At 74.9% G+C, this 12,811-nt stretch carries 9 protein-coding genes; 7 read left to right on the top strand and 2 right to left on the bottom strand.

The genetic code is table 11. The features are described 5' to 3' along the window. Positions 1-78 precede the first annotated feature (78 nt). The 5 genes from ACFYNX_RS10125 to ACFYNX_RS10105 all read left to right on the top strand — a co-directional run bounded on the left by ACFYNX_RS10125 (position 79) and on the right by ACFYNX_RS10105 (position 8,045). Complete coding sequence (locus tag ACFYNX_RS10125) at positions 79-1,527, top strand: peptidoglycan D,D-transpeptidase FtsI family protein (protein ID WP_388659580.1); 1,449 nt, start codon at positions 79-81, stop codon at positions 1,525-1,527. Between the two features lie 202 nt (positions 1,528-1,729). Then, positions 1,730-2,116 (top strand): hypothetical protein, encoded by a 387-nt coding sequence (locus tag ACFYNX_RS10120; protein WP_388659802.1) that lies wholly within the window; start codon positions 1,730-1,732, stop codon positions 2,114-2,116. Positions 2,117-2,180: 64 nt separating this feature from the next. Then, a complete protein-coding gene (locus tag ACFYNX_RS10115; protein ID WP_388659577.1) occupies positions 2,181-4,250 on the top strand; it encodes a SpoIIE family protein phosphatase in 2,070 nt (689 codons plus the stop codon). After that, positions 4,247-7,063 carry a SpoIIE family protein phosphatase gene (locus ACFYNX_RS10110; RefSeq protein ID WP_388659574.1) on the top strand — a complete coding sequence of 939 codons (2,817 nt, stop codon included), beginning with the start codon at positions 4,247-4,249 and terminating at the stop codon, positions 7,061-7,063. The genes ACFYNX_RS10115 and ACFYNX_RS10110 overlap by 4 nt, the downstream gene beginning before the upstream one ends. Before the next feature lie 226 nt (positions 7,064-7,289). Beyond that, positions 7,290-8,045 carry an SDR family oxidoreductase gene (locus ACFYNX_RS10105; protein ID WP_388659572.1) on the top strand — a complete coding sequence of 252 codons (756 nt, stop codon included), beginning with the start codon at positions 7,290-7,292 and terminating at the stop codon, positions 8,043-8,045. A gap of 350 nt (positions 8,046-8,395) precedes the next feature. Here ACFYNX_RS10105 and ACFYNX_RS10100 read toward each other — a convergent pair whose 3' ends face one another. Further along, a complete protein-coding gene (locus ACFYNX_RS10100) occupies positions 8,396-9,334 on the bottom strand; it encodes an AraC family transcriptional regulator (RefSeq protein WP_388659570.1) in 939 nt (312 codons plus the stop codon). A gap of 232 nt (positions 9,335-9,566) precedes the next feature. Here ACFYNX_RS10100 and ACFYNX_RS10095 point away from each other — a divergent pair, with 232 nt between their 5' ends. Both ACFYNX_RS10095 and ACFYNX_RS10090 read left to right on the top strand, forming a co-directional pair. Continuing rightward, positions 9,567-9,806 carry a hypothetical protein gene (locus ACFYNX_RS10095; RefSeq protein ID WP_125656251.1) on the top strand — a complete coding sequence of 80 codons (240 nt, stop codon included), beginning with the start codon at positions 9,567-9,569 and terminating at the stop codon, positions 9,804-9,806. Positions 9,807-9,842: 36 nt separating this feature from the next. After that, positions 9,843-11,084: a TerD family protein gene (locus tag ACFYNX_RS10090; protein ID WP_388659568.1), complete on the top strand. Its 1,242-nt coding sequence runs from the start codon at positions 9,843-9,845 to the stop codon at positions 11,082-11,084. Positions 11,085-11,139: 55 nt separating this feature from the next. Here ACFYNX_RS10090 and ACFYNX_RS10085 read toward each other — a convergent pair whose 3' ends face one another. Next, a complete protein-coding gene (locus ACFYNX_RS10085; protein ID WP_388659565.1) occupies positions 11,140-12,594 on the bottom strand; it encodes an alkaline phosphatase PhoX in 1,455 nt (484 codons plus the stop codon). Positions 12,595-12,811 lie beyond the last annotated feature (217 nt).

The following is a 12,811-nucleotide window of genomic DNA, read 5'->3' as shown; positions in this document are numbered from 1 at the left end:
ATCCGGACATGAAGGTTCGCTGAGAAACGGAACACATCCGGAACGTCCGCCGCCGGTCCGTTCGTCCCGACAAGTGCGATGAACAAGACGATCAGGCACACCTCGGTCTTCGTGCTGCTCCTCGTGCTCGCCCTCCTGGGCCGGGCCACGTGGGTGCAGGCGTACGAGGCCAAGGCGCTCGCGGACGACCAGAAGAACCGGCGGAAGACGATCGCGCAGTACGCGCAGCCGCTCGGGAACATCGTCGTGGCCGGCTCCCCGGTCACCGGCTCGAAGAGGACGGAGGGGACGGACCTGGCGTACCGGCGGACCTACCCGGACGGCGAGCTGTACGCGGCCGTCACCGGCTACAGCTCGCAGGCGTACGGCGCCACCCAACTGGAGGGCATCTACGCCGACGTCCTCGACGGCACCGACGACCGGCTGAAGAACCCGCTGGACGCGGTGACCCGCGAGCAGCAGGAGCCGGGCACGGTCGTCACCACGATCGACCCCGCCGTGCAGAAGGCCGCCTACCGGGCGCTCGGGAACAAGAAGGGCGCGGCCGTCGCCGTCGACCCGGTGAGCGGCCGGATCCTCGCCCTGGCCTCCACGCCGTCCTACGACCCGTCGAGGATCTCCGGCACGAACGACGGGGCCGCCTGGAAGGAGCTGACCTCCGACGAGGACAAGCCGCTGGTCAACCGGGCGCTGCGGCAGCCGCTGCCGCCCGGCTCCACCTTCAAGCTGGTCGTCGCGGCGGCGGCCCTGGAGGACGGCCTCTACCGCTCGGTGGACACGGCGACGCGGAGCCCCGACCCGTACACGCTGCCGCACACCCGGACCGTGCTGAGGAACGAGAACGCCTCCGCGCCCTGCGAGGACGCCACGATCCGCACCGCGCTGCGGTACTCCTGCAACAACGTCTTCGGCAAGATGGCCGCCGACCTGGGGCAGGACAAGGTGCGGGCGACGGCGGAGAAGTTCGGCTTCAACGACGCCGGGCTGGACGTCCCGGTCCGGGCGTACGCGAGCGTGTACCCGTCGACGATGGACCCGGCGCAGACGGCGCTCAGCGGCATCGGCCAGTTCGACGTGACGGCCACCCCGCTCCAGATGGCCATGGTGTCGGCGGCGATCGCCCACGACGGCCTCCTCGCGGCCCCGCACATGGTGTCGCGGGTCGAGGACTCCGACGGCGACGCGCTCGCCTCGTACGAGGACGGGGACACCCGGCGGATCGTCTCCTCCTCGACGGCCGAGCAGTTGCGCAGCGCGATGGTGACCGTGGTGGAGGAGGGCACCGGCACCAACGCGGCGGTCGCCGGGGCGGAGGTCGGCGGCAAGACGGGCACCGCGCAGCACGGCGAGAACAACAGCAAGACGCCGTACGCCTGGTTCACCTCGTACGCCAAGGACTCCTCGACCGGGAAGCAGGTGGCCGTCGCGGTGATGATCGAGGACTCGGGCGCGGCCCGCTCCGAGGTCAGCGGCAACGGCCTGGCGGCGCCGGTGGCGCAGAAGATGATGGCGGCGGCGCTGAAGTGACGCCGGTGACGTCGGCGTGGCGTCGGTGGCGCGGGTGGCGTCGAAGTGACGGTGAGCGGGGCCCGATTGGCCGTCGGGCCCCGTCACGCGATATGCAGGGGCACGCTCGCATCCGAGCGCGCGTTCGATCCCGCACCCCCTGTTCGCCCTCGCCTCGCGGAGGACCCCCGTGCGTCTGCCCCGTTCCCTGTCCGGCTGGACCATGGCGGTCTTCGGCGTGCTCGCCGCCGCGCTCGGCGTGGTGGGCCTGGTCGTCCCGGACGCCCTGCTCACGGTCATGGGCTTCGAGCCGGTGCCCGACGGCGGGCGGGCGGACGGCGACCACACCCCGGTCTTCCTGACGGCCTCCTCGATGGCCGCGCTCAACATGGGCGTCTACTACGTCCTGGCCGCGCTCGCCGACTGGAAGCCGTTCTTCCGCTGGACGGTCCCCTTCCGCCTCCTCACCTGCGCGGTCTTCACCCTCGCCGTCGTCACCGGCCGCGCCCCGTCCGGCTTCCTGGGCGTGGGCCTGTGGGAGGGGCTCGGCGCGCTCGTGACGGGGCTCGCGCTGCGGTACGAGAAGCGGAAGGATGCGGGCGCCCCCTAGGTGCGGCGCGGCCTCCGGGCGGGGAGCATGGAGGAAAAGCGCGGGCGCGGCGGGAGGAGGCAGGGTGACGGCCGGTTCCTTCCCTGGGACGGCGGGGCGGGTCGGGGTGCCCCTGGACGGCAAGGGGCTGCTCGACGTGCTCGGGGTCGCGGCCGTCGTCGTGGACGCGCGCGGCCGGATCGTGCTGTGGAGCCCGCAGGCGGAGGCCCTCTTCGGCTTCCGCGCCGAGGAGGCCCTCGGCCAGTACGTGGCCCGGCTGATCGTCGGCGACGACCACCGCGAGGAGGCGACGCGCCTCTTCGGCGAGGTGCTCGCCGCCGGCACGGCCTGGTCGGGCACCTTCCCCGTGCGGCACAAGGACGGCTCCACCCGGCAGGTGGAGTTCCGCAATATGCGGCTCACCGACGACCTGGGCGGGCTCTACGCCCTGGGGATCGCCGCCGACCGGACCGTCGTCGAGCGGGTCGAGGCCGAGCTGGCCCTCTCCGACCGGCTCGTCTCCCAGTCCCCGATCGGCCTCGCCGTCTTCGACACCGCGCTGCGCTTCGTCCTGGTGAACCCGGCCCTGGAGCGGATCAACGGCATCCCGGCCGCCCTGCACACCGGGCGGCGGATCTCCGACATGCTGCCGGCGATCGACGCGCCGGGGGTGGAGGAGGTGCTGCGGGCGGTCCTGGAGTCGGGCGAGCCGGTGCTCGACCACTCCACGGTGGGCCGGACCCCCGCGGACCCGGGCCGTGACCACGTCTGGTCGGTGTCCTTCTACCGCCTCGAAGGCGGCGAGGGCCGGGTCCTGGGCGTGGCGGCCTCGGTGATCGACGTGACCGAGCGGCACCGGGCGGACGCGGAGGCGGACCGGTCCCGGCGGCGGCTCGCGCTCATCGCGGACGCCTCGGCCCGGGTCGGCACCACCCTGGAGGTGGAGCGGACCGCCGACGAGCTGGCCTCGGTCGTGGTGCCGGCGCTCGCGGACGTCGCGGCCGTCGACGTCCTGGACTCCGTCCTGTCGCTGCGCAGGCCGGGGGCGCCGGAGGAGGAGGGCCCGGCGCTGTTCCGCGCGCTCGCGGTGAAGGCGTCGGGGCCCACGGAGGCGCTGCCGGCCGCCGACCCGCCGGGGTCGGTCGCGATGTACGGGGCGGACCGGCTGGTCACCCGGTGCGTGCACACCGGTCTGCCGGTCCTGGTGGAGCGGGTCGGGCCCGGGGACCTGCCGCGGATCGCGCGGAGCCCGGAGGCGGCCGAGATGCTGGCCAGGGCCGGGGTCCACTCGTACCTCGCGGTGCCGCTGATCGCGCGCGGCGAGGTGCTCGGCGCGCTCGACCTCAAGCGGGACCGCAACGCGCTGCCGTTCGACGGGGACGACGTGCTGCTCGCGACGGAGCTGGCGGCCCGGGCGGCGGTGAGCATCGACAACGCGCGCTGGTACCAGAGCGTGCGGAACTCGGCGGTGACGCTCCAGCGCAGCCTGCTGCCGGGGGCGCCGCCCGCGCGGGCGGGCCTGGAGGTCGCGGCCCGCTACCAGCCGGCGCAGGCGTCGAGCGAGGTCGGCGGGGACTGGTACGACGTGATCCCGCTGCCCGACGACAAGACGGCGCTCGTCGTCGGGGACGTGATGGGCAGCGGGATCGACGCGGCGGCGACGATGGGCCGGCTGCGGACGGCGACCTGCGCGTTCGCGGACCTCGACCTGTCCCCGGCGCAGGTGCTGCGGCACCTGGACCGGATCACGGAGGGCCTGGAGCACTACATCGCGACCTGCCTCTTCGCCGTGCACGACCCGGCCAGGGAGCGGTGCCGGATCGCGAACGCGGGCCACCTGCCGCCCGTGCGGGTCCCGGTGGACGGCCCGGCCGAGCTGGTGCGGCTCTCGACCGGGGTGCCGCTGGGGGTGGGCGGCGGCACCTTCCGCACGGCCCGGGTGCCGTTCCGGCCCGGGGACCGCCTGGTGCTCTACACGGACGGGCTGATCGAGACCCGCGACGAGGCGATCGACGAGCGGCTCGCCCTGCTCGTGGGCCTGCTCGACGAGGCGCGCGGTCCCCTGGAGGAGACCTGTGACCTGCTGCTGCGGGCGCTGCGCCGGCCGGGCGCGCCGGACGACGTGGCGCTCCTGATCGCCCGGAGCACGGGATGACCCCGCGGAAGCGGCGGAACGGCCCGGGCCCCGGCACCGGCCGGGACCGGGGGCGGGCGCGGCGGGGCAAGGAGAAGCGGCGCGAGACCGGGCTGCGGAGCGTCGCCGGGCAGGTCTTCGCCCTGGAGGCGCTGATCGCGCTCCTGGTGATCGTGGCGGCGCTGTTCGTCACCTTCTACCAGGAGCGGCGGGACACCGAGCGGGACGCCCGGGCCCGCTCGCTCGCGGTCGCGGAGGCGCTGGCGAACGCCCCGGGCATCGACGCGGCGCTGGCCTCGCCCGACCCGACGGCGCGGCTCCAGGACGAGGCGGAGGCGATCCGGCGGGCCACGCGGCTCGACTTCATCGCGATCCTGGGCCCGGACGGGATGCGGTACACCGACTCGCAGCCGGACCTGATCGGCCGCAGGGCGGTCGGCGACCTCTCCCGGGCGGCGGTGGACGGCGAGTCGTACACGGAGCTCTTCGAGGGCGCGCCGAACGACGCGGTGCGGGCCGTGGTGCCCGTGGTGAACGATCGGGGCAAGATCGTCGGTCTGGTGACCAGCGGCATCGAGGTGGAGAACATCGCGCACTCCGTCCAGGACCGGCTGCCGCTGCTCGCCGGGGCGGCGGGCGGCGCGCTCCTGGTGGCGGTGGGCGGGGCGGCCCTGGTGAGCCGGCGGCTGCGGCGCCAGACGCACGGCCTGGGGCCGGCCGAGATGACCCGGATGAAGGAGCACCACGAGGCGGTGCTGCACGCCGTGCGGGAGGGGGTCCTGATCATCGACTCCGACCACCGGCTGCTGCTCGCCAACGACGAGGCGCGGCGGCTGCTCGGTCTGGGGCCGGAGGCCGAGCGGCGGCACGTCTCGGAGCTGGGTCTGGACCCGCGTACGGTCGAGCTCCTGGAGTCGGGGGAGGCGGCGACCGACGAGGTGCACCGGGCGGGCGACCGGTTGCTCGCGGTGAGCGTGCGGCCCACGCTGCCGCACGGCTCCGAGTCCGGCTGCGTGATGACGATGCGGGACACCACCGAGCTGGCCGCGCTGTCCGGCCGGGCGGCGCTGGCCCGGGGGCGGCTCCAGTTGCTCTACGAGGCGGGGGTCCGGATCGGGACGACCCTGGAGGTCGTGCGGACGGCGGAGGAGCTGGCGGAGGTGGCGGTGCCCCGGTTCGCGGACTTCGCCACGGTGGAGCTCCTGGAGCCGGTGCTGCGCGGGGAGGAGCCCTCCGAGATCGTGGAGACGGCGGCCGCGTCGGCGGAGATGCGGCGGACGGCGCTGAGCGGGCTGCGGCCGGACCGGCCGCTCCAGCCGGTCGGGGACACCGTCCGCTTCGACGTGCCCAGCACTCCGATGGCCATGGCCCTGGCCTCGGGGCACGCGGTGGTGCAGCCGGAGCTGGCCGAGGCGGAGGGCTGGCGGGCGCAGGACCCGGAGGGGGCGGCGCAGGCCCTCGCGTACGGGATGCACTCGCTGCTCACGGTGCCGCTGCTGGCCCGGGGGGTGGTCCTGGGGATGGCGAACTTCTGGCGGGCGGACACGCAGGAGCCGTTCGGGGAGGAGGACCTGTCGTTCGCGGAGGAGCTGGCGGCGCGGGCGGCGGTCGCGATCGACAACGCGCGCCGGTTCACCCGGGAGCACGCGATGGCGGTGTCGCTCCAGCGGAGCCTGCTGCCCCGGGTGCTGCCGGAGCAGAGCGCGGTGGAGGTCGCGCACCGCTACCTCCCGGCGAAGGCGGGGGTGGGCGGCGACTGGTTCGACGTGATCCCGCTGCCGGGGGCGCGGGTGGCGCTCGTGGTGGGGGACGTGGTGGGGCACGGGCTGCACGCGGCGGCGGCCATGGGGCGGCTGCGCACGGCCGTGCACAACTTCTCGACCCTGGACGTGCCGCCGGAGGAGATCCTGGGCCACCTGGACGAGTTGACGGGGCGGATCGACGCCCGGGAGACGGAGGGGACGGACGGGGAGGGGCGGCGGCGCGACGAGGGCATCACCGGCGCGACCTGTCTGTACGCGATCTACGATCCGGCCTCCGGAGTGTGCACGGTGGCGAGCGCGGGCCATCCCGGGCCCGCGCTCGTGGCGCCCGACGGGCGGGTGGAGTTCCCCGAGCTGGCGTCGGGGCTGCCGCTCGGGCTCGGCCTGGGCGAGGCGCCGTTCGCGTCGACGGAGCTGCGGCTGCCGGAGGGCAGCAAGCTGGTGCTCTTCACCGACGGCCTCGTGGAGGACCAGGGGCGGGACTTCGACGCGGGGCTCGGGCTGCTGCGGTCCGCGCTCGCCCGTCCGGACCGGAGCCCGGAGCAGACCTGCTCGGACGTCTTCGCGACGCTCCTCCCGCCCGCGCCGCGCGACGACATCGCGCTCCTGGTGGCGCGGACCCGGCTCCTCGACCGGGAGCGGATCGCCGAGTGGGAGGTGGCACGGGACCCGTCGGCGGTGTCGCCGGTGCGGAACGCGGCGGCGGCGAAGCTGTCGGAGTGGGGGCTCGACGGGCTCGCGTTCTCGGCGGAGCTGATCCTCAGCGAGCTGATCACGAACGCGGTACGGTACGGCGCGGACCCGGTGCGCGTGCGGCTGCTCCACGACCGGACGCTGATCTGCGAGGTCTCGGACGGCAGCAGCACCTCGCCGCACCTGCGGCACGCGGCGGCGACGGACGAGGGCGGGCGCGGGCTCTACCTGGTCGCGCAGTACGCGGAACGCTGGGGAACGCGGTACGGCCGGCGCGGCAAGACGATCTGGGCCGAGCTGCGGGCGGGCACGGGCGCCCCCGAACCGGCGGAGGCGGCGATGCCGGACCTGGACGCGCTGGAGGACCTGGCCTGGTGAGGGCCGGGGCGGGACCGGACGGGCCCGGGGGCAGGGCGGCGTCCCGGCCGGGCCCAGGATCCGCCGCCCCCGCGGGGAAGCGCTCCCACAAACCCTTTGACGCTCCGTCAGGCCGCTCCCTAGCGTGTCCACGGCCCCGAAGGTCCCGCACGCGGGCGGCCCCGGTGAAGGGCCCGCTGCGTCCGCCCCGCGCCCGCCCCCGTACCGTCCGAAGGAGAGCCGCCGCATGACCCGTCCCCTCGCCCTCGTGACCGGGGTCGGCCGTACCGTCGGCATCGGCGCGGCCGTCGCCCGGCGCCTCGCGGACTCGGGCTGGGACCTCGTCCTCACCCACTGGACCCCCTACGACCTGCGCATGGATTGGGGCGTCGAGCGGGGCGCGACCGAGGCGATCCTCCGCGACCTGGCCGGCCGGGGCGCGACCGCCGAGGCGGTGGAGGCCGACCTCGCCGACCCCGGGGCCCCCGCGCTCGTCTTCGACGCCGCCGAACAGCGCCTCGGCCGTCCGGTCACGGCCCTCGTCCTGTGCCACTGCGAGTCGGTCGACTCCGGTCTCCTCGACACCACGGTCGAGAGTTTCGACCGCCATTTCGCGGTCAACGCGCGCGCGTCCTGGCTGCTGGTACGGGAGTACGGCCGGCGCTTCGCCGGAACCCACGGGACCGGCCGCGTCGTCGCCCTGACCAGCGACCACACCGTGGGGAACCTCCCGTACGGGGCGAGCAAGGGCGCCCTGGACCGCATCACCCTGGCGGCCGCCCACGAGTTCGCGCACCTCGGGGTCACCGCGAACGTCGTCAACCCGGGCCCGGTGGACACCGGCTGGATGTCGGAGGAGCTGCGGGAGGAGGTCGTGCGCAAGACCCCGCTCGGCCGCCTCGGCACCCCGCGGGACGCGGCGCACCTGGTGGACTTCCTCTGCTCGCCCGGGGGCCAGTGGGTCAACGGCCAGTCGCTGACCGCCAACGGCGGCCTGGTCTGATCCGGAACCGCCGCACGGAGGTACGCAGGACCCGGCCGGACTGATACGGGGGAGCCGGCCGGGTCCGGGTGACCGTCCGCGTGGGCGGACCGGACCCGCTCACCGTAGGCCCGCCCGAAGATCGTCGCGAGCCGCGGAACGCGGGACCTGTCCGGAATGCGCGACGGATCGGAGCGGCGGAAGCACGCCCCGGCCGGGGAGCGCGCCCCCGGCGGCCCGGCTCCGGCGGCCCGGCTCCGGCCGGTGACACCGCCGCCGGCCCCGGCCGACGGCTTTGGCGCGATACCGCCGCCGGTCTCCCGCCACCGCTCTCCCGCCCCGCACCCCCTCGGCGCCCCGCCCCGCGCCCCTCAGCGCCCCGCCCGCAGCGTCCGGGACGGGGACTCGCCGTACTTCTCCCGGTAGCGCGCCGCGAACCGGCCCTGGTGGCCGAAGCCCCAGCGCCAGGCCACCTCGCTCACGCTCACCTCGCCCGGCGCGGCCGCCCGCAGCTCCTCGCGGACCCGGTCGAGGCGGACCTCCCGTACGTACGCCATCGGGGACATCCCCACGTACTCCCGGAAGGACTCCTGGAGGCGGCGCACGCTCACCCGGGCCAGGGCGGCGAGCTCGGTGGTGGTGAACGGGTGCTCGGGGCGCTCCCGCACCGCGTCCATCGCCCGCTTGACCGGGGCCGGCCGCCGGGCCTCCCCCGGCCGGTCGAGCGCCTCGCGCCAGGGGTGCTCGGCGGCCAGGAGCAGCCCGTTGAGCAGCGCCTCCTGGAGGGGCCTGGCCACCAGTTCGTGCCGGGCCAGGCCCTCCCCGGTCAGCGTCTCGTACGCGACCCGGCGGGCGAGGCGCACCCAGCTCAGGCCGGGGCCGCGCGTGATGTCGAGCCGGGGTTCGAAGGCGAGCGGGCCGCGCGGCGCCCGGCCCATGAGCTGTTCGAGGCGCTCGCGCAGCGCGGCCGCCCCGATCTTCACGGCCAGGGTCCGGCAGTCGCCGCTCCAGCGGTCCAGGAAGGTGTCCCCCGCCGGGTCGAGCAGCAGTGCCTCGGCGGCCGTCGCGACGAGGACCGGGCCGCCGCCCTGGCGCAGCTCCATGGTGCCGGTGAGCGGGGCGTTCAGGTGGTAGGCGCCCAGTTCCCCGAAACTCATCCGGACGTCGGCCCCGCAGCTCAGGTCGCCGATGACCAGCGGTCCGAGGACGACGGTGTCGAACCGCGCCGCGAAGGGGCGCGCCCGGCGCTCGACGAGCTCCATGCGGCTCGTGTAGTACCGCGCGTCCAGCTCCTCGCGCGCCTCGTCCACGTCCTGCGTCCGGAACGAGCTCCCGTCCGCCGGTCTCCCCGGCCCCCCGGACTCCGCCGTCCCCACCGGTCCCGCCGTCCCCACCGGCTTCGCCTGCTCCACCGTCCCCGTCCGCCCCACCGTCCCCGTCCGCCCCACAGCGCCCACCGTCGTTCCCCCGGCCCCCACAGCACCCATGGGTCGAAAGAATATTCATATGACGGATCTGACCGGGAACGGCAGGATGCCCGTCATGCCACGACCTCATGGATTCACGTACGAGCGGCGGGGCGACGGCTCCGTCGTCCTCACCCACCAGGGCCGCGCCGCGGGCGTGCTGCGCGGCGGGCGCGCCGAGAAGTTCCTGGCGGAGGTGGAGTCGGGCGACGCCCAGCTCGTCATGGCCCGCTGGACGGGCGCGTACCGCTTCGGCAACGAGCGGCAGGCCCGGAACCATCCGCGTAACCAGGGTGGTCGAACCGGGCGAAGGTAAGGGAACGGCAAAGGGGCCCGGATCGTTAGCCCTGGCATGACCGCTATGACCCCCGGCTCGAACATCCCTCTCACCGCCACGCGCGTGGCGGTGGACGTCGCCGCCCCGGTGCGGCTCGACGTCTCGGGCCTGCTGCTCGGCGCCAACGGCAAGGTGCGCTCGGACGACGACTTCATCTTCTACAACCAGCCGGCCGGGCCCGGTGTCACCTACCGCTCCGGCGGCGGGACCGCGCCCGACGCGATCCTGGTCGACACCGGCGCCCTGCCGGCCGGCGTCGAGAGGATCGTCGTCACGGCGAGCCCGGACGCCGCGGGCCGGACCTTCCAGGGCGTCGAGCCCACGGCGACGATCCGGAACGCGGACGACGGCAGCCCCCTCGCCACCTTCACGCCGCCGCGGCTCGCCACGGAGACGGCGCTCGTGGTCGTCGAGATCTACCTGCGCAACGGCGCGTGGAAGGCCCGCGCCGTGGGCCAGGGCTACGCGAACGGGCTCGCCGGCATCGCGACCGACTTCGGCGTCTCGGTCGACGACGAGCCGGCCGCGCCCCCGGCCCCCGCCGCGCAGGCCGCGTCCCCGGCGCCCCCCGCTCCCCCGGCCCCGCCCGCGCCGCCCGCCGCCCCGGCGGACCCCCGGGTCGCGCCCCCGGCCCCGCCCGCTCCCCCGGCCGCCCCCGCCGCTCCCGCACCCGGTACCGGCAAGATCAACCTCGACAAGGGCCGGGTCAACCTCCAGAAGAACCAGACGGTGTCCCTGGTCAAGGGCGGCCGTCCGCTGCTCTCGCAGGTCAAGATGGGCCTCGGCTGGGAACCCGCCTACCGGGGCAAGGACATCGACCTGGACGCGTCCGTCATCGCGTACGGACCCCAGCGCAACCACCTGGACAGTTGCTACTTCGGCAAGCTGGCCATCCTCAACGGCTCGGTCAAGCACTCCGGCGACAACCTCACCGGCGAGGGCGCGGGCGACGACGAGGTGATCGTCGTCGACCTGGGCCGGCTGCCCGCCGAGGTCTCCGGCCTCGTCTTCACGGTCAACTCCTTCTCCGGCCAGAAGTTCACCGAGGTCGCCAAGGCCTACTGCCGGCTGATCGACGCGGCGACGGGCGAGGAGCTGGTCCGCTTCGACCTGACCACCGCCGAGCCGCAGACCGGCGTGATGATGGCGAAGCTGATCAGGCAGTTCTCCGGCGAGTGGGAGATGACGGCGATGGGCGAGTTCGTGAAGTCGCGGACCGTCCGGGGCATGGTGAAGCCGGCCGCCCAGGCGCTCTGAGCGACCGGCCCGACAGGGGGTTCCCGGGGATCCCCCGGGAACCCCCTGTCCCGTCTCAGCGGCGGGGCTGGCGGCGCCAGGGGCCGGTGATCGCGACCATGATGCCCGGGTCCTGGATGTTGGCGAACAGCGTGTCGCCGTCGGGCGAGAAGACGACGCCGGTGAACTCGCTGCCGTTGAGGTCGTTGCGGGCGATCGGGTACGTGCGGCCGGAGTCGGTGGCGCCGAAGAGGTGCTGGACCCCTTCGCCGTCCTCGGCGATGACGAGCCCGCCGTACGGCGAGACGGTGATGTTGTCGGGGCCGTCGTAGGCGCCGTCCGCGTCGGGGTTCGCGTTCACGCCGAGCAGCACCTTGAGGGTGAGGGTGCGGCGCTTCGGGTCGTAGAACCAGACCTGGCCGTCGTGCGCCGCGCCCGGGCTCTCGGCGCGCGCGTAGGAGGAGACGACGTAGGCGCCGCCGTCGGCCCACCACATGCCCTCCAGCTTGCGGGCGCGGGTGACCTGCCCGTCCGCGAACTGCTTGCGGACGGGGGTGGTGCGGGCGTCGCGGTCGGGGACGTCGACCCAGTCCACGCCGTAGACGGTGCCGATCCGGGTGGCGCGGGAGAGGTCGTCGACGACCCGGCCGCCGGAGTCGACGCACTTGAAGGCCTGGAGTGCACCGGCGTCGTCCGCGAGGGTGCGGAGTTTGCCGCGCCCGTGCCGGAAGCCCTTCGGCGGCACCCAGCGGAAGAGCAGCCCGTTGGGGCCGGAGGCGTCCTCGGTGAGGTAGGCGTGGCCGCGCTCGGGGTCGACGACGACGGCCTCGTGGTCGTACCGGCCGAAGGCCTTGACCGGCTTCGGGTGGCGGTTGGCGCGGTGGTCGCGCGGGTCGACCTCGAAGATGTAACCGTGGTCCTCGGTCATGCCGTTGACGCCGGCGAGGTCGGAGTTCTCCTCGCCGGTGAGCCAGGTGCCCCAGGCGGTGCGCCCGCCCGCGCAGTTGGTGGAGGTCCCGGCGAGGCCCACCCATTCGGCCACGGTGCCGTCGCGGTGCACCTCGACGACGGTGCAGCCGCCGGCCGCGGCCGGGTCGTAGACGAGGCCCTCGACGAGCGGGACGGGGTGGGTCCACTTGGCGCGGGGACCCTTGAGCTCGTGGTTGTTGACCAGGTACGTGGTGCCGCGCGGGCCCGCGAAGGCGGCGGTGCCGTCGTGGTTGGAGGGGGTGAACTCGCCCGACTCCAGACGGGTCACGCCGCTGTGGGTGACGACGCGGTAGGAGAACCCGGCGGGCAGGGCGAGCATCCCCTTCGGGTCGGCGACCAGCGGCCCGTACCCGAGGGCGTGGCCGTGTCCGTGTCCGTGATCGTGGCCATGTCCGTGGTCGTGTCCGGCCCCGTGCGCCTGCGGCTCGTCGGACGCGAGCGCCTCGGGGGCGGTGGCGAGAGCCCCGACGACACCGGTGAGGGCGAGCCCCGCACCGGCGGCGGTGGACTGCTTGGTGAACTCTCTGCGGTTGAGCGGCATGGCGGCGGGTTCTCCCTGTGGTGGCCGGATGTCGCGGGCCACCCTCCCGCGCCTCCGCGAACACCGACTGAACGCCACGGGAACACCGCCGGGGGGGCCGGGGCGCCCCGCCGCCCCCCCCCCCCCCCGCCCCCCCCCCCGCCCCCCCCCCCCCCCCGAGAAAACAGAAAGACCCACCCCGAAGCAAAGCAACCCCACGACAAAGCCAAAATAAACC

It is taken from the genome of Streptomyces sp. NPDC007872 (genome assembly GCF_042868165.1).
Taxonomy (GTDB): Bacteria; Actinomycetota; Actinomycetes; order Streptomycetales; family Streptomycetaceae; genus Streptomyces.
This window is presented reverse-complemented; position numbering and strand designations above follow the sequence as displayed.

Coding starts and splice junctions, on each gene's coding strand:
- ACFYNX_RS10125 (WP_388659580.1), top strand. CDS start 79: ATGAACAAGACGATCAGGCACACCTCGGTCTTCGTGCTGCTCCTCGTG.
- ACFYNX_RS10120 (WP_388659802.1), top strand. CDS start 1,730: ATGGCGGTCTTCGGCGTGCTCGCCGCCGCGCTCGGCGTGGTGGGCCTG.
- ACFYNX_RS10110 (WP_388659574.1), top strand. CDS start 4,247: ATGACCCCGCGGAAGCGGCGGAACGGCCCGGGCCCCGGCACCGGCCGG.
- ACFYNX_RS10105 (WP_388659572.1), top strand. CDS start 7,290: ATGACCCGTCCCCTCGCCCTCGTGACCGGGGTCGGCCGTACCGTCGGC.
- ACFYNX_RS10095 (WP_125656251.1), top strand. CDS start 9,567: ATGCCACGACCTCATGGATTCACGTACGAGCGGCGGGGCGACGGCTCC.
- ACFYNX_RS10090 (WP_388659568.1), top strand. CDS start 9,843: ATGACCGCTATGACCCCCGGCTCGAACATCCCTCTCACCGCCACGCGC.
- ACFYNX_RS10085 (WP_388659565.1), bottom strand. CDS start 12,594: ATGCCGCTCAACCGCAGAGAGTTCACCAAGCAGTCCACCGCCGCCGGT.